General features: G+C 55.6%; 5 protein-coding genes. 4 read left to right on the forward strand and 1 reads right to left on the reverse strand.

Annotation, left to right across the window (positions count from 1 at the left end):
- The first annotated feature begins 263 nt into the window (after window positions 1–263).
- The 4 genes from DW088_RS07830 to DW088_RS07845 all read left to right on the forward strand — a co-directional run bounded on the left by DW088_RS07830 (window position 264) and on the right by DW088_RS07845 (window position 15,650).
- The gene (locus tag DW088_RS07830) at window positions 264–2,348 is read left to right on the forward strand and encodes an elongation factor G (protein WP_118360307.1); all 2,085 of its coding nucleotides are present in this window, start codon (window positions 264–266) and stop codon (window positions 2,346–2,348) included.
- Between the two features lie 576 nt (window positions 2,349–2,924).
- The gene (locus tag DW088_RS07835; protein WP_118360308.1) at window positions 2,925–4,859 is read left to right on the forward strand and encodes a sensor histidine kinase; all 1,935 of its coding nucleotides are present in this window, start codon (window positions 2,925–2,927) and stop codon (window positions 4,857–4,859) included.
- Window positions 4,849–5,523 (forward strand): response regulator transcription factor, encoded by a 675-nt coding sequence (locus DW088_RS07840; RefSeq protein ID WP_158574639.1) that lies wholly within the window; start codon window positions 4,849–4,851, stop codon window positions 5,521–5,523. The genes DW088_RS07835 and DW088_RS07840 overlap by 11 nt, the downstream gene beginning before the upstream one ends.
- 170 nt (window positions 5,524–5,693) lie before the next feature.
- A complete protein-coding gene (locus DW088_RS07845) occupies window positions 5,694–15,650 on the forward strand; it encodes an InlB B-repeat-containing protein (protein WP_118360310.1) in 9,957 nt (3,318 codons plus the stop codon).
- A gap of 401 nt (window positions 15,651–16,051) precedes the next feature.
- On the opposite strand, the gene DW088_RS07850 is transcribed toward DW088_RS07845, so the two are convergent.
- Window positions 16,052–16,978: an ROK family protein gene (locus tag DW088_RS07850; protein WP_118360311.1), complete on the reverse strand. Its 927-nt coding sequence runs from the start codon at window positions 16,976–16,978 to the stop codon at window positions 16,052–16,054.
- Window positions 16,979–16,989 lie beyond the last annotated feature (11 nt).

Consider the following 16,989-nt stretch of genomic DNA (forward strand, 5'->3'; position numbering starts at 1 on the left):
AAAGGAAAATTCGGATTTTTTATCAGAATGTGTGCGAAACGTACACTAAGTGGCCGCCGCTGTTATTCGACGGCGTTGTGAAAAATGCTACATGAAAATTGCACAAAAAACTGCTTGCATACCTGGTTTGTATGGTGTATAATAACGAAGAAGGGGAACGATCCAGCAAAGAGAGGATTGCTCCCGCGAAACAAAGCGCCCAGGAGTATAACGTGCCGGCAGGGCACGATGACAGGTTAGGGCAGGGGAGTGTAATATAAACTATGGCGAATTATCCGGTTAACAAGATCCGTAATGTATGTCTGATGGGTCACGGCGGCGACGGCAAGACCTCGCTGGTCGAGAGCCTGCTCAATATCGCCGGTGTAACCGACCGCGTTGGCAAGATCGTGGACGGCAACACGGTTTGTGACTTTGATCCCGAAGAGATCAAGCGCAAGTTTTCCATTTCCACGGCTGTAGCGCCGGTAGAGTGGAACGGCTGCAAGATCAATCTGCTCGATACCCCGGGTTTCTTTGATTTTGAAAGTGAAGTGCAGTGCGCACTGCGCGTTGCGGAGTCCGCGCTGATCGTCGCAACCGGCAAGTCCGGTCCGGGCGTCGGCACCGAAAAGGCATGGGCTCACTGTGAGGAGCACGCAATGCCGCGTATGTTCTACATCTCCAAGATCGACGAGGAAAACTCGGATTACTATAACTCTCTGCACAAGCTGCAGAAGCAGTTCGGCGTATCGGTAGCGCCGATCGTTGTCCCGATTTTTGAGGGCAACCGCGATACCGTCGGCATTGTGGACTGCGTTATCCGCAAGGCGTACCGCATGGAAGGCAACAAGCGTGTCGAGATCCCGATCCCGGACAACATGAAGGACCGTATCGACCAGCACCGTGCAGCACTGTGCGAGAACATCGCCGAGCTGTCTGAGGACCTGATGGAGCGTTACTTCGCAGGCGAGGAGTTCTCGGATGAAGAGCTGATCGCCGGTATCCGTCAGGGTGTGAAGGATCTGGTTCTCGCGCCGGTATTCTGCGGCACTGCTGCAACCGGTATCGGCTCCTACGCACTGCTCAAGGGCATTGCGGACTACATGCCGTCTCCCGATGAAAAGCCGGTCGAGATCTGCGAGGACGAAAAGGGCGAGCTGATTGAGATCAACTGCACCCCGAACGGCTCTACCTGCGCATTTGTATTTAAGACGGTCGCTGACCAGTACGGCCGCTTCTCCTACTTTAAGGTTATGTCCGGCGAGGTCAAGCAGGATATGACGCTGGTCAACAAGCGTGCCGATGCAAACGAGAAGATGGGCCACATCTTCAACGTATGCGGCAAAAAGACGACCGAGGTTCCGGTTATCGGCTGCGGCGACATCGGCGCGGTTTCCAAGCTGGTTACCACCAAGACCGGCGATACGCTTTCGATGAGCGTTCGCAAGGTTGAGCTTGAGCCGATCGAGATTGCGCCGCCGTGCTACACGCAGGCCATCGCGCCTAAGGTAAAGGGCGTTGAGGAGAAGATCTCCACCGGTCTTGCTCGTCTGCATGATGAGGATCCGTCCTTCGATACCGAGTTCAACGCGGAAACCAAGCAGCACCTTATCTCCGGCGCGGGCGACATCCATCTGGATGTGCTGTGCTCCAAGCTGAAGGATAAGTTTGGCGTAGAGGTTACGCTGACCGACCCGATCGTTCCGTACCGCGAGAAGATCCGCAAGGCTGTTACGGTAGAAGGCAAGCATAAGAAGCAGTCCGGCGGCCATGGTCAGTACGGCCACGTTAAGATGGAATTTGCACCGTATGCCGAGGGCGATTACCTGTTCCAGGAGAAGATTTTCGGCGGTTCCGTGCCGAAGAACTTCCATCCGGCAGTCGATAAGGGCATCCGCGAGGCGATGGAGCACGGCGTTCTGGCCGGCTACCCGATGGTTGGCCTGCGTGCAACCCTGCTCGACGGCTCCTACCACGATGTAGACTCCAACGAGCTGTCCTTCAAGATGGCAGCACGTCTGGCATACAAGGCTGGTATCCCGCAGGCAAATCCGGTACTGCTTGAGCCGATATGCTCGCTCAAGGTCGTTATCCCGGATTCCTACATGGGCGATGTTATCGGCGATCTGAACAAGCGCCGCGGCCGCATCATGGGCATGAATCCGCTCGACGGCGGCAAGCAGGAGATCGTAGCCGAGTGCCCGATGGCAGAGCTTGGCGATTACGCGATCAAGCTGCGCTCCATGACGCAGGGCAGAGGCTCGTTTGTTTCCCAGTTCGAGCGTTACGATGAGGCACCGGTTCCGGTACAGGAAAAGGTTATCGCAGCGAATAAGGCTCGTCTGGAGGCACTGAACAAGGAATAACATTCCCTGCATTTTGTGAAATTGAAACCGGCTGCGTGAGCGGCCGGTTTTTCTTTGCTTAACCGGTTAGGAATGGGTGTTTGACGCTTGCGAAGCGAACGAAACTTGCCTACCCGGCAGGGGCACAAGAGGGTAGACACCTGCGTTTTCCACCCTCTGATTTTCACCCCTTTCCCTTAGAGGGCATAGCGAAAATCAGAGAGCGGCAACCGCTTCGAAATAGGGGGAACGTCAGAGGATTTTTTCTATCGTAGGGGAGCACAGTGTGCTCCCATTTCTTTACCTCTACGCAGTGCCAGATACTTTGCTGTTACACAGGCGGCTTCATCTCCGCAGGCGCGGCACAAAGTGAATGCCCGAAGGGCAAGAGAAGGTTCCCAGGGGATAACAGTGTTGCGCAACTCGATTGCGTGTTGTTATGGATGGCATCTGCGAATATATCTGTATGAATACGCTTTATCTGATATTCTCTCCACTCGCTACTCTCTGAAAAACGCCTGCTTCCTCACTCATAACTCCTATCTTGCAGAAACTGAAGATTTCTCCTATAATGAGATTTGAAGGGGGGAGCTGCCCATGAAGAACGAACGAATGCGCTATATCTCGATAACGGCGGCTATCCTGCTGGTTTTTGTGCTGCTGATGCTGCTGTTTTCCAACCGATCGGGCGATTTCAGCGCAATGGAAGCGCAGAACGGCGTACTGGATGCAACATCAGCGGACTTTTCGTCGGCGGTATATGAGATAGACGGTGAATGGACGTTCTATCCTGAGGTGCTCGGCAGCGGCGCAGAGCTGGACGCTGCCCAACCGGGAGAACGCAATGAATCCATTCCATACGGCTCATACCGGCTGAAAATACACGCGCAGCCGAAACAATACCTGACACTCGGCGGCTACTCATTCGATTACAGCACGCGCGTGCTGGTAAACGGCAGTGAAGTGCTCGAAATCGGCAAGGTGGGGGCGTCTGCGGTGGAGTCTGAGCCGCGCATCGACTATATGCTCATACCGATTTACACCGGCGAGGATGGCACGGTCGAGGTGGTCTGCCAGTACGCGAATTTCGTGCACCGCGAAGGCGGCGGTCTGACGCAGATGCATCTGTCCACCGCGGAGAACATCGACCGCATGCGCCGAAGCCGGAATCTGTATTCACTGGTGCTTGGCGGTTCGCTGTGCCTGTTCGGCATGTATTTTCTGCTGTTTGCGGTCTTTCAGGGCGAGAGCAAGTATGTTTTCCTCGCGGTCATCTGCGCGCTGCTCGGTCTGCGCGACCAGAATTTCTATGTGCTGCATCTGCTGCCTGCAAACTACAACTGGGCAGTCGCATATCGGTTTCTGGTGCTGATGATTACGCTGCAGCCGTGTTTTCTGCTGCTTTTGCTGCAAAGCCTGTACGAAAAACTGGCGAAGCCAATCGTTGTGCGGTGCTATGCGGCGCTGTATGCCGTGCTGGCGGCGGCGCATTTTATCCTGCCGACGCAGGATATCGCACCGCTGAGTAAAATCGGGTACTATCTCTCGATGCCGTTTTTCCTGTATCTGGTTGTACAGCTGATTCGGCGGTTCTGGCGTATCCGGCGGTTTGAATGGGACGATGTGCTTGTTCTGCTCGGCTATCTGCTGCTGTTCGGCTCGAACGTGTACGAGGCGGTATTTGGCCGCATCGTGACGACCATCACGCGCCACGGAGCAGCGCCGCCGTATCTGCTGGTGTTCGTGTTCCTGATTGCGGGAGCCATCAGCCTGAAGATCAACCGCCGGGAACAGGAGCTGTCCGAGAGCCGCCATCAGCGCGAAGTGCTGACCCAGCTCAACCGGCTGAAAAGCGAATTTCTGCACCAGATGGCGCATGAACTGAAAACGCCGCTCACGGTCATGAGCGGATACGCGCAGCTGACCGACTGGCAGCTTGGCACCGGAGCGGTCAGCGCGGACGCGCATGAACACATGCAGACCATTTCGTCCGAGGCGCAGCGGCTTTCTGCGCTCGTATCGCGGCTGATCGATCTCGCCAACGGCGGTTCACCCGATATTGAGATGGGCGTCATTGACGCGGCGCAGCTGCTGTCCGGTGCGGCGGATGTATGCCGTCCCATGCTGGAAAAAAAGCACAACCGGCTGGAAAGCGACAGCGGAGACGGCATTGTGCTCTGGGGCAATCCGGAAATGCTGCTGCAGGTGCTCATCAACCTGACGGTCAATGCCAACCGTCACACGGAGAACGGCGTGATTGCCTACCGCATTACGGACGAGGGCGAGCGGGTGTGCCTGCGCGTGAGCGACACCGGCAGCGGCATTGCACCCGACCTGCTGCCGCATATCTTTGAGAAGGGCTGCAGCGGCGATGGAGGCAGCGGTATCGGCCTGACGATCTGCGCGGACGCGATGAAGATTCACCACGGCTTGCTCGAGGTGGAGCACACCGATGCAGACGGCACGGTGTTCCGGCTCGAACTGCCGAAAAAGCCGCTCAAAACACAAGGAGAGAACGAGTGTGGAAGATAAACTGATTTTGCTGGTGGAGGACAACCCGCACATCATGGCGATCAACGACGCGGCACTGCACATGCGCGGTTACCGCACCCTGCAGGCGGAAACTGCACACAAGTGCCGGGAGCTGCTGTGCTTTCACGCGGTGGACTTGATCGTGCTGGATATTCTTCTGCCGGACGGCGACGGTGTGGCGCTGTGCCGCGAGATCAAGCAGGAATATGACGTGCCGATCCTGTTCCTGACCGCTATGGGCGAAAACGAGGATATTGTCAAGGGACTGACCGCAGGCGGAGACGATTATCTGACAAAGCCGTATGATCTGGAGGTGTTCATGGCCCGCGTGGAAGCGCGTCTGCGTGCGGCGCACCCGAAGGAACGCGCAGTACGGCTTGGCCCGCTGCGGATGAATCTGCTGAGCGGACGCGCGTACATCGGAGAGACCGACCTGAATCTGACGCAGAAGGAGTTTGCGGCGCTGCTGTATCTGGCGCGGCACCCGAACCGCAGCGTCAGCGCGCAGGAGCTGTACGAGGCGGTCTGGCAGCAGCCGATGGGAGCCGACCCGCATGCCGTGCGCATGACGATCTCACGGCTTAAGCAGAAGCTCGGCGGAGAGGATGCGAGGGTCACGGTCAATTCGTACCGCAGCAGCGGCTATCGGCTCGAGGAGCAATAATTGAACAGCGGACGGCGAAGGTAACAAATTTGATACCTTCGCCGTCCGCTGTCTTTTTGCCCTTATACTGAAAGTAGGGTGAAATACCTGTATCCTCGGACGGTGCTCCGCAGTAAAGCAAGGGGAAAGCCGTGGAAACCGTTTATTTCATAAGGCAAGGAGGAAGAAAAATGAAAAAACGAATTTGTAGTTTGCTGCTGATATGCAGTATGCTGGCAGGTCTGCTGCCGCAGATCGTGCTGCCGCAGGCGGCGGCAGCGGATACTGCAGCAGCAAAAGACGGCTTTGGTCTGCCCACGGAAGAAAAAACGGGCATAACAGACACAGCCACACTTCGTAATAACCCATACGGCACGCTGGGATGGGTTCCGCTGTTCCAGAACCACGAGCTGGTTGTAGCCGGTGTGGACTCGGATGAGTTCCAGACGACATACGAGGGTGCAGTCAACGGCAAGGGTGGACAGATGTCCACATTCCGGTGGAGCAACTCGACCGATGTCGGCAATGCCGAGCGTATTGCGACTGTGGCGTTTGATCCGAACGGCACCGGCAAGGATGAATACATTGCGAATCTGGTATTTGATAAAAGTTCGGCACGGCTTCACCTGTATGTGACGAACAAGGATCGCAGAGTATCGAAGGTTGTCCAGATTGGTGATGGAAACGACAGTGAATACATCAAGAAACTGAAATTCTACCAGACCCGCGCTATGCTGTGTCTGACCGCGGGCGACTTTGACGGCGACGGCAAGGACACCCTGATGGTCTACACGCCGGGCAACAACGAGGATACGGCTACTGTAGACAGCATTAAGGAGTATACGTTCAGCGGCGACACACTGACTGACAAGGGTCGAGTAATCAACCTCGGTGACGTCATTGACGGCGGCCGAAACGCGCTGAAGGCAATGCTGTACCACGACGGCAACGGCGATAACGAGCTGCGCGCGCATCTGAGCGTTGATATGGAAGTCGGCGACGTGGATATGGACGGTATCGACGAGCTGGCAATGACGGTCAACGTCAACGACCTGAAGGAGAAATCGTATGACGGTCATACCGACTACGAGAAATCCTATCTGACGGTTTACGATTACAACAACAATAAAAGCTGGAAGCAGCTGATGAACAAGAAACTGCTGAACAGCAATGACGGTCCAAGCGGCCGTGCCCGTTTTGCAGGCGTAACCATCGGTTATGTCAGCAATGCGCCGAGCGGCAGTATGCCGCCGGAAGTCGTTGCGGTTGGCTACTACGATAAGAAGGATAATTATCAGGACTGCGACTTTAACAAGAGCAAGCTGCTGGCATACAGCTATCAGTACAGCACGAAAGATAATTCGTGGACAGAGAAATGCAAGGCGACAGAAGTTGTCACCAACGGCTTTACCAATACCGGCACCAAGGGTGACGATGTGCAGAATCCGATCGCGGTAGCGGCTGTTGCAGCGGACGGCGTGAACACCAAGGAATATCTGTTCATTTCCGGCAGTATGTATCAGATTGGCACGGTGGACGGCAATCAGCGGCTGTCTATCCTGAACGGCTCGGATAAGGGCCATGACCGCTGGCTGGGCGGCCGTCTCATCAACAACAGCGGTATTCTGGACTATGCCGTCGGCAATTTTGACGGCAACAAGCAGGGCATGGAACAGGTATACTACGTTGAGTACCGCAAGCAGGAGACCTTCGACAAGCAGTTTTTGAAGATTGGTCAGCTTTACAAAGGCTCGACTGGCAGCACGTTCACGCGCTGGGAGGATGATTGGACATACTATGACAAGAGCAACTGCAATCTGGCGCTTACAACGGCAGATGTGAACAACGATGCCATGCTCGCGAAGATCCAAAGCGTCAGCACCGGCTACACCGACCCGAAGGTAATGGCGATTCTGGAGGCGTCGCCGCATTTTGCGGAGGTGAATGACGGCGATATCGGAAACTCGCAGACCGGAATCGGATACAGTAAGGATCATAGTGAAACAGTAACGGCATCCGGTTCGTTTGGTTTTGATATCATGGCGGGCTTTGAATATGTTGCACCGCTGATTGAGACCGGCGGCGGTGTTGAATTTAATACCAGTCATACATTTACTGTTGGTGCAACAAAATCTACAAGCAAGGAAATAACGGTCGAGTATTGTAATGATACGAACGACAATATGGTGCTCATGTATGCAACACCGATGACATATTACGAGTATCAGGTGAAGTATCCGGATGGCACAAAGAAGGGCAATTCGCCGAAGCTGACCAGTTCTATGACGCTGGCGGTTCCGGGTAATCCTTCGATGAACATGGTTTCGGTAGATACTTATAATAAGGCTGCTTCGGCGTACGAGGGTATGCAGCAGATTGGCAGCAACCTGCATCTGGGCACGTCCGGTCAGCCGAATACGTATCGTTCCAGTCTGCCGAGCGGTTCACATTCGGAGCAATCCGGTAAAGTTGGTCATTACAAAGATTCGGGTACACAGCTGCAGAGTTTTACGACTGCAACCAGCAGCGGCGTAAACTTTGAGTACACCTATGAGGGTTCGGTGCAGATGTATGGTGTAGTTGGCGGCTTCAAGGCTGGCGGCGGCTATCACTGGGGAGCAAGCGCCGGAACCGAAAGGGTAAACACAAATACGATTACCAAACTGGGCGCTGTTACCGGCGGCGGCGATTCGCGCTATAACTTTGACTGGAGCTTCGGCACATGGACGGTACCGTTCAACGGCGATGAAGTACCGGTATTGGGCTATGTTGTCAGCAATGTGACGGCACCGCCGTCTCCGGCGCAGGATCTGTCGCTGAGCGAGCAGACCACCAACAGCATGGTGCTGTCGTGGGAATCCGGCGACCGTCCGGCAGAGTATTACAAGATTTACCGCTATCTTAAAGATAATAAGGAAGAACCGTTCGTATTGATTGATACTGTGGATGCGGCTGAATCTTCGAGTGGTCAGTATGAGTACACGCTGAAGGATCTTGCACCTAATGCGAAGTATCAGTATGCGATTACCTCGGGATATTACACCAGTCAGGAAGAATCGGTTGAAAGCGAGATTATTGCCGGTACAACTCTGGCAAATGATAAGAGCCGTCCGAACATCAACGGACCGGATAACGCAACCGTTCAGATGAACGGCTCGGCGACCTTCGAAGTACTGGCTTCTGTACCTGCTGAGTACAGCAGCACGAGATACCAGTGGCAGCAGCGTCTGCCGGGAAAAAAGTGGGGCAATATTGCAGGGGCAGCTAAGGACAGCTATACTGTAAAATCGGTAACGAGTGACCTGAACGGTGCAATGTACCGCTGCGTGGTAACATGTTATGACGGTGCAAGAACGCCGATTTCGTTCTACAGTGATGCGGCAACGCTGACGGTTGGTACACCGCAGGCAACCGCCGGTTTGACGGTATCCGGTACTTCGGAGGGCAAGGGCACTCAGGATACCCCGTATATCGGTCAGAGCAATTTCAACACGGTTAAAACCACGACAGAATCCGTACAGACAACCGTTCCGTGCACCGTAGAAGTCGATGGCATGACGCTGAATGTTTACAAGGTAAACGATCAAGCGGGTACGATACTGGGATATGTCGGCATCGGTGAAAAGTCGGATGATTCGATATCGACCGTATACTACGCCGTAACAAAGAATGGCGAGACGTATACCGCAGGTGAGAAACTCACCATGAATACCACCTATCAGTGGAAAAACGGTGAGACGGCAGTAACGGTGCCGAGCACAATTACGCCGGAAACCGTGGTGATAGACAAAAACGAAAACGAAAACGCAAAAGCAAAAGCGTTCACGCTGAATAGTACAACGTATGTACCGACAGCCGCGGAATACGACGAAAGCAAGTACCGGAACGGCGAGCAGTACCTGATTCACGGTGAGGATACCATGACGGAGAACGGAGTTGAAGTTCCGCGCTATATCCTCAGCAAGATGGATAAGACGACCAGTGGTGTAGAAAGTACCGCAGAGGATACCTATACCGTCAAGTATTATCAGCTGCTGAAGAAGGCAGAGAACAGCTATGAACTGACCGAGCTGACCTGCACACAGCAGACGACCTTGGGCAGTTATACGGATCCTTCGTTCACACTGGTAACAAAGGAAACTACGGTTGAAAATAAGGTTACTACCTCTACGCCGGGTTCCGGTACGGCGCTGACCCTGATGACGAAAACGGCGGAACAGAACGGCGCTGCACTCGGTAATGTGGAGTACACGCTGACGATTACGAACACGTCGGACGGCACGGTCAGCACGATTGTCGGCAGAACAAACAGCAGCGGCACGGACAGCAAAACGTGGACCGCACCGACAGCCGGTCTGTATGCCATCACGACCACCGCGACCGGCGGCTTGACAAGTGATACGGTATATTATCTGGCAGGCGTGCAGAGCGTAAAGGACGGCGAGACCAGCACAACGGAGACCGTTTACACGCTTAAAAGCACTGTTGGCAACGAAAACAAGATTACGAGCGTATACGGTACGCCGATTGCTCTGACCGTGCAGCAGCAGACCGTAATGAAAAACGGAAACAATGTTACCGCAGGCAGCAAAACAGAGGTTACGGGAATCACCTACACCTGGCGTCAGTCCGGTCAGAGTGAGAGTCCGGAAACGGCTATCACCGGCAGCACTTTCCGACCGGCGAAGGCGGGAACCTATATTCTTATGGCATATCAGGATTACAGTGATACTTCCAAGCGCACCAAGCTGGCGTCCACGACCATTACAGTAAAGCGCAAGCCGCTGGAGCTGTATGTTACCTGGGATAAGGATAACGACACTCACACTTCGACCGAAGCGCCGGACAACAAGAGCGCATTGGTGGTCAAGGCGGATGCTCTGGAGTCGGGTGACGCTCTGCCGTCGGCAATTACAGCCGCATGTGCGCTGTATGATGACGATGGCAAACGAAAGAACGTCAGCGGCCGCTTTGAGGTAACGATTGCGGTCAACGGTGAGGACAAGGTTGTGAAGTCGCTGCTCGAGAAGTACGAGCTGAATCTGACCAAGCGCATGCTGGTTGTCCAGCAGGACACCCTGAGCGTAACCTATCACGCCGGTGAAGGCGGCTCACTCAGTGCAAGCTACAAAAGCGGTGACCTCGACCAGAAGTTTGAAAGCGGTAAGAACATCGCTAAGAACACCAAGCTGATGTTTGATGCCAAGAGCAACGACGGTTTCCTTGTAAAGGAATGGAAGGTCAACGGTCAGTCCATTACCGGTAATACAAAGTACAAGGTGACGGAGATTCTGTCGAACGGCAAAAAGGTCGGCGAACGACTGACGGTAGCGGCGCTGACGGAAAAGCTGGACGTAGAAGTAGCCTTCAGCAGTGATTCGCACACGATTATCTTCAGCAGCGGCCAAGGCGGTGAGCTGACCGCAGCACTGAAGGACGGCGGTGCAGTCACGACCGGACAGAAGATTGCGGAAGGCGCAAATGTGACGTTCACAGCTGCGCCGAACACCGGTATGTCGGTAGCACGCTGGATGGTGGACGACAAGCTGTATTGCTGGCCGGGTACGACCGATTTGTACCGTGAGAAAACGCTGACGCTGGAGAACATCGAAAAGGATCACACGGTCAGCGTATCGTTCAGCAACGCCAAGACCCATCAGGTGACCTTCACCTACGTGAACGAATCCGGTACGGCGATCGGTGAGCAGCAGACCTCTGCGAAGCTGGCGGACGGAACGGAGGCAGACCTTAATGCCATTCCGGACGGCGCGGCAGTGACCTTTGCGCTGGAAAATCTGAACGATAACTACACGGTCAAGGAGTGGCAGGTAGACGGCAAGGCGGCAGTCGGTTCGGGTGCAAAAACCAGCTTTACGCTGCGCAATATCACGCAGGATCACACGGTCAAGATCGTGATCAGTGCAGCACAGGCGGCAAAGATCACCTTCAAGGCAGTGGACGCAGACGGCGAGGATATCACGGACACGAATATCGCGTCTGTCACCGCGAAAATCGGCAGCACGACGATCAGCAGCGGCGATACGGTTCCGGCGTACACCGAAGTGACCTTCACAGCTGCGGTAGGCGAGGACTACTACGTTTCCGGCTGGAAGAACGCAGCGCAGGACGCACAGGACGCCAACAAGGCGGTTCTGACCGGCTGGAACACCGATACGGCAGTTGAAGTAACGGTGCTGGAGAAGCCGACTGTCACTGTAAATGCGGCAGAAAACGGCACAATTACCGTTAAGGGCACGCGTCTGAACGAAGTAACGCTCACGAAGGATAGTCTGGATACGCATGTTGACCATGACAGCACGATCACGGTCAAGGCAGAGCCGGCAGTCGGCTACTACGTCAAGAGCATTACGGTTGGCGGTCAGAAGTTCGACTACGATGCGCAGAGCAGCTATAAGCCGGGTGCACGTGAGGAAACCATTGAGAACATCACGGCAGACACCACGGTAACGGCAGCGTTCGGCAAAAAGCCAATCATCGTATTCTCCGGCACGTATGCCGATGTTACTGCGCAGGATATTTCGCTGACAAGCGGCGGCTATGTGGAAAAATATCTGAATCCGCTGAAGCTGCTGGCAACGCCGGATTTCGGCTACGAGCTGACCGCATGGACGGTGAACGGCAATGCAATCGCAAGCGGGATTGAGCAGAAGCCGGAGGAGAAGCAGCTTTACAAGCTGAACGGTCCGATTACTGCAGATCAGACCATCGTTGTAACCGCAACCGAAATTCCACAGTACAACTTCATCCTGTCCGTTGATTCGCTCGGTGACGAGGGTGACGGCGGTACAGTTTCCGCAAAAATCACCCGCAAGGGTATGAGCGCATACGAACAGGAGAACCTCGAAGCAGGCACGCACCGCTTCTACCGCGACTCGGGTATCAAGATCACGGCGGTGCCGAGCGCAGGCTACCGCGTACAGGACTGGACCATCAACGGCCAGACCACGGCGGATACCGCAACGCGCAAGACACTGGGCAACCTGCAGGATGAAACGACGGTTCAGGTCCGCTTTGTCAAGCTGGTGACCGGCATCACCTTCGGTCCGACGAACGAGAACAGCGAAGGCGGCTACTTGAGTGAAGCCATTGCGAACGGCGAGTCTATCCTCAAGGATGCGGCTACCGGTGCGAATATTGCGGCAAGCGTGCCGATCCAGTTTACGGCAGAAGTAAAGCCGGGTTACGAAATCGAAGGCTGGTACGTTAACAATGTGCGTGACGAGGAAGCAGGCAATTCGGAAACCTATAGCTATCCGAATACGACCAGTGCAAGCTCGATTTACATTGCACCGAAGTTCCGGCAGGTTGAGTATGACATCACCACAGGCGATAACGTCACCGTAAACGGACAGAACCGCACAACCGCACGCGGCGGCGAGTCGCTCACCTTTACGGCAGTACCGCCGGCAGGTCAGAATGTGACCGGCTGGGCGGTAAACGGCGAGGCTGTACAGGGCAGCGGCAATACGCTGACTTGGACGGTCGAGAACGGCTGTCTCACGAAGCCGAACGTAACGGCATATCATGTTGAAGCACAGTTCAGCGCAGGCGAGTACGAAGTAACGTACAGCCAGCCGGCAAACGGCAAACTAACGGCTTCCGTTGAGAGCGGCACACAGGTCAACGGCGGCACTAAGGTTGCCTTCACTGCAGAACCCGATGAGGGTTACGAGATTGACGAGTGGACGGTAAACGGTCAGACCGTTGCGAACAGCAGCAGCACCTACACCCTGAACGTAACCGAAAACAGCACGGTTGCAGTCACCTTCAAGGCAATGGTTCCGGTCAGCGCCGTGCCGAACGGCCGAAACGGCAGTATCGCCATCACCGCAAACGGCAAGACGATCACGGACGGCTATGTTTCCTCCGGTTCGGACGTAACCTTCACCATAACGCCGGAGAACACGGACGATATGGTGCAGACATGGCAGGTGAACGGCTCGACAGTCGCTGAGATGACCGATACGGCGGATGCACCGCTCAGTTACACCGTGCAGAATGTAACCGCAGATACCAAGGTTTCCGCAACGCTGATTGAGCGCCCGACATACACTATTACGGTAACAAGTGAGGGCAGCGGCACGGCTTCGGCAGAACCGGCAAGCGTCAAGCGCGGCGGCAGCACGACCGTTACGGCAGTGCCGAGCAGCAATAGCTACTATCTCAAGGAATGGTCGGTTAACGGCGGTGCTGCACAGGCTGCCTCCGGCAATACGCTGGCTCTGACGGAAATTCGCAGAAATACCACAGTCAAGGCCGTATTTGACGGCGCGATCAACTACGATGTAACCCTGGATGTTCAGAGTGCAGATACCGGCACAACGGTTGCTGCAGCGGCGAACGGCAGATCCATCAACCCGGGCAAAACAAGTCCGGTAAGCGTGGTACAGGGCAGCAAGCTGGTATTTACCGCAGCGCCTGCTATGGAAAGCGCGGACAAAAACAAGCAGATGGTTGCAAAGTGGACGGTCAACGGCAATGTTCAGGATAACATCACCAATGTGCTGACCATTCCGAGCCTGACAGGCAAGACCAATGTCAAGGTCGAGTTTGTACCGTACGAAGGCTTTGTGATTCCGGCAAGTGACACGAACTGGACGGTTTCCGTCGTCAAGCGCACACCGGAGGACACTAAGCCGGCAACCGAAATCCGCAAGAACGGCACGGTCACCTTTACGATGACGCCGGTTGGCAAGCGCCTGTTCCGTAAGCTGATAATCGGCGGCGTGGACTGCATGAAGCTGCCGATCGACGGCAATGTCACCGCTGTCAAGAACGGCGCGGCGTACACGATCACGGTCAAGGATGTGACGAGTGATATCACGGTTGACGCGGAAGCGGTTGAGTATCAGGTAGCAAGCAGCACGCTTTCCGATGTTCCGACTGCACTGAAGGGTACGTTCGACTCGCTCGACAAGCTGAAATCCGCACTCCGTTCCAAGGTGAACAGCGCAGTCACCGAAGCGAACACTGCTTATCTGGATATCGTTCTGCAGTACAAGAGCAGTACGGGTTGGGTAACGGTTACGAATCCTGCCGACTTCCCGGAGGGCGGCATTGACGTCAAGGTGCTGTACAGCACGCTTTCGGCAACCAATGCGCCGAACAGCAGCTATAACTTCTCGGTCGTTCATATGTTTACGACTGATATGAGCGGCAAGACGGTTGGCGATACGGAAACGCTCACGCCGACCAAGCTCGACGATGGAATTACGTTCCATGTTTCCAGCCTGTCTCCGTTTGCCATCGGCTGGTACAAGAGCACCGCACCGTCCGGCGGTGGCGGTGGTGGTGGCGGAGCCGTTGCCCCGACCACCTACGATGTTGTGATCCCGTCCGCACTGGCGAATACCGTTAAAGCGGATAAGACCAAGGCGGCCGCAGGCGACACCGTAACGCTGACTGCGGCCGGAGAAGGTACGCTGACTGTCACGGACGCAAACGGCAAGGCGGTTGCCCTGACCGACCTCGGCAGCGGCAAATACACCTTTAAGATGCCGTCGGCTAAGGTCAACGTGGGCTTCAAGACCACCGCAGATCAGCCGTGCGACGGCGGCAAGGATTGTCCGTCCGCACCGTTTACGGATGTAGATACTGCAAAGTGGTATCATCTGTCCGTTGATTATGTGCTCACGCACAAAATGATGAACGGCGTATCGAGCCGTGCATTTGCACCGAATGCCAACCTGACACGCGGTATGCTCGTGCAGATCCTGTATAACCTGGAAGGCAAGCCGAAGGGCACAGCGGCGAACTTCTCGGATGTGCAGGCTGACGCATGGTATGCCGAAGCAGTCGGCTGGGCAGCGACCAATAAGGTCGTAACCGGCTATGCAGACGGTACCTTCCGACCGAATGCCGCCGTCACCCGCGAGCAGGCGGCAGCGATCCTGTATCGCTACGCCCAGAGCAAGGATATCGACGTAAGCGTGGGTGAGAATACCAATATTCTCAGCTATGTGGATGTTCAGCAGGCCAGTGAGTACGCGATTCCGGCTCTGCAGTGGGCAGTCGGCGCAGGTGTGCTGAACGGTAAGAATGGCGGCCGTCTGGCACCGGCCGGCACCGCCACCCGTGCCGAGATCGCAGCAATCATGCAGCGCTGGTGCGAAAACATCATCAAGTAACGGCAGACAAAACAGCAGGACAGAGAAAAGGGCTGACCCGACGGGTCAGCCCTTTATGTTGGTACATTTTGGGAATAATTAGTGGTTAAGAATTAGGAATTGGCGCAGTGGGAGGGAATGACGCGCCGTACTGGAAAACGAGTTGCGCGGCACGGTCATGCCGCGCCTGCGGAGAGCAAACCGTCTGTGTAGCAGTACGGTATCCGACGCTGCGTATAGGTAAAGAAATGGGCGGACACATAGGTCCGCTCCTACGGAAATGTAACCCGACTGCCGCGTCCTTGTGCTTACGCAGTCTACCATCTGCACCCAAGTCCTCTACAAAGGAAAGGTAGGAGTTCAAAGAGGAAGGGAAACCTTGGTGTCCCTTCCTCTTTGCTCTCTGCGGCGAGTGCCGCTATTTACTCCTCCAGCATCGCTGCGCCCACCAGACCTGCGTCATTGCCGAGCGACGCACAGACGATCTCGGTATTTCGGTCCTCGCCGCGGAAGGTCTGCGGGAAAGTGAGCATGCGCAGCGGCTCAAGCAGCTTTTCGCCGTAGCCCGCCAGTCCGCCGCCGAGCACAATACTCTCCGGCTGGAACAGGTTGACAAAGCTCGCCAGACCGTTCGCCAGATTGCCGCAGTATTCGTCGAACAGCTCCTGCGCGAGCGCGTCACCCGCGTCTACCGCATCGCAGATCTGCTTGGCGTTCAGCTGCCCCTTGTGTACGGCAAGCACGCTCTTTCGTCCGTCCTCGAGCGCACGCTCGGCAAACCGCACAAGCGAAGCCGCTGAGCAGTACGCCTCCAGACAGCCGCGCCGTCCGCAGTTGCACGGCTCGCCGTCCTTCTTGATGACCATGTGCCCGATTTCACCGGCAATGCCGTTGCAGCCGGTGTACAGCTGGCCGTTAATGATGATGCCGCCGCCAACGCCGGTGCCGAGCGTTACCATCAGCATGTTGCGCGTGCCCTTGGCCGCACCGGCAGTCGCTTCGCCGAGCGCGGCGCAGTTGGCGTCGTTATCCAGATGCACCGAACAGCCGAACTCCGGCAAAAACGCATCCGCAAAGCTGACGTTATTCAGTCCCAGATTGGTGCCGAACCGCAGAGTGCAAGTCGCCTTGTCAAACGAGCCGGGCACACCGATGCCGATCGTCGTTACGTCCTCTACCGCGCAGCCATGCGCCCTGCACAGCGAGAGCGCCAGCGCTTTCATATCCGCTTTCAGGCCGGCTGCGTTGCCGGTCTGGGTCGGAAGGCTGTCCCTCAGCAGCAGCGTGCCATCCTCGGCGCAGAGCGCCGCCTTAACGGTCGTGCCGCCCAGATCAATACCGATTCTCATCGCAAATCCTC

The sequence above is a fragment of the Butyricicoccus sp. AM05-1 genome, assembly GCF_003474415.1.
In the GTDB taxonomy this organism is placed as follows: Bacteria; Bacillota; Clostridia; order Oscillospirales; family Butyricicoccaceae; genus Agathobaculum; species Agathobaculum butyriciproducens.

What these genes read in the sequence shown, in the direction of transcription:
- DW088_RS07830 (WP_118360307.1), top strand. Translation starts at nt 264, where the DNA reads ATGGCGAATTATCCGGTTAACAAGATCCGTAATGTATGTCTGATGGGT.
- DW088_RS07835 (WP_118360308.1), top strand. Translation starts at nt 2,925, where the DNA reads ATGAAGAACGAACGAATGCGCTATATCTCGATAACGGCGGCTATCCTG.
- DW088_RS07845 (WP_118360310.1), top strand. Translation starts at nt 5,694, where the DNA reads ATGAAAAAACGAATTTGTAGTTTGCTGCTGATATGCAGTATGCTGGCA.
- DW088_RS07850 (WP_118360311.1), bottom strand. Translation starts at nt 16,978, where the DNA reads ATGAGAATCGGTATTGATCTGGGCGGCACGACCGTTAAGGCGGCGCTC.